Genomic DNA, 1,083 nt, shown 5'->3' on the forward strand with positions numbered 1-1,083 from the left:
TAAGAAGCAGGCGTGTAATTTTATTGTCGTTGCCCATACGTTCCAGCAACTCATCTTCATACTTCTGCCAGTCCTGAATAGGTTCTTTCGCCACACCGCTTTCCATCGCTGCTCTTGCCACTGCCGGCGGTACTTTCGAAATCAATCTTGGATCAAATGGCTTCGGAATAATATACTCGGGGCCAAAATTCAGGCGGGTTTCCCCATAGGCGATGTTCACCTGCTCCGGCACAGCCTCTTTTGCAAGTTCTGCAAGGGCCTGGACCGCAGCCATCTTCATCTCTTCATTTATTTTGGTAGCACGCACATCCAGTGCGCCTCTAAAGATAAAAGGAAAACCAAGTACATTGTTTACCTGGTTTGGATGGTCACTTCTACCGGTAGCCATAATTATATCCTTACGAGTATCCATAGCTAATTGATAGTCAATTTCAGGATTTGGATTTGCCATAGCAAAAACGATTGGCTTTTTAGCCATACTGGTGAGCATTTCCGGAGAGACAATATCTGCAATAGAAAGCCCTATAAACACATCGGCATTCTTCATGGCTTCGCCCAAAGTATCAATCTTCCTGTCGGTAGCAAATTCTATCTTTTCTTCGGAAATTCCCGGACGGTCCTTCCTAATCACTCCTTTACTGTCTAACATCACAATATTTTCGGCTTTGGCTCCAAAAGCTTTGTAAAGTTTAGTACAGGAAACGGCAGCAGCACCGGCACCGCTTACCACAATTTTCACTTTTTCGATCTTCTTTTTGGCCAATTCCAACGCATTTAATAAAGCTGCTGCCGAGATGATTGCAGTACCGTGTTGGTCATCGTGCATTACCGGGATGTCCAACTCTGCCTTTAGCCGTTGTTCAATTTCAAAAGCCTCGGGAGCTTTAATATCTTCAAGGTTAATTCCGCCAAAGGTGGGAGCAATGTTTTTGACTGTCTCAATAAATTTATCTACATCTTTGGTATCTACCTCAATATCAAAAACATCAATATCTGCAAAGATCTTGAATAAAAGTCCTTTTCCCTCCATCACGGGTTTAGAAGCTTCGGGTCCTATATCACCAAGGCCAAGCACCGCAGTTC

1 protein-coding gene is annotated in these 1,083 nt (G+C 43.9%); it reads right to left on the reverse strand.

The window, feature by feature from the left end; translation table 11 throughout:
• Positions 1 to 1,083 (reverse strand): malic enzyme-like NAD(P)-binding protein (locus RM529_RS17460; protein ID WP_311486015.1); only part of this gene is annotated, 1,083 nt, incomplete at both ends.

The organism is Autumnicola edwardsiae, assembly GCF_031846505.1.
In the GTDB taxonomy this organism is placed as follows: domain Bacteria; phylum Bacteroidota; class Bacteroidia; order Flavobacteriales; family Flavobacteriaceae; genus Autumnicola; species Autumnicola edwardsiae.